We start from the raw sequence: 247 nt of genomic DNA on the forward strand, positions 1-247 counted from the left end.
TTCAACAAGCAACTCAGTAAGCGAGTCAGCTTCTAAACAGACATCAGAGTCAGCATCAACAAGCAATTCAGTAAGTGAATCTGCATCTAAGCAAGCATCAGAGTCAGCATCAACAAGCAATTCAGTAAGTGAATCTGCCTCTAAGCAAGCATCAGAATCGGCTTCAACAAGCAACTCAGTAAGCGAATCTGCATCTAAGCAAGCTTCAGAATCAGCTTCAACAAGCAACTCAGCAAGTGAATCTGCC

At 42.9% G+C, this 247-nt stretch carries 1 pseudogene; it reads right to left on the bottom strand.

Annotation, left to right across the window (positions count from 1 at the left end):
- Nucleotides 1-247: pseudogene (locus ADI58_RS11615) on the bottom strand (hypothetical protein); the annotation flags it as partial.

This window comes from Streptococcus mitis, assembly GCF_001074635.1.
Classification (GTDB): Bacteria; Bacillota; Bacilli; order Lactobacillales; family Streptococcaceae; genus Streptococcus; species Streptococcus mitis_E.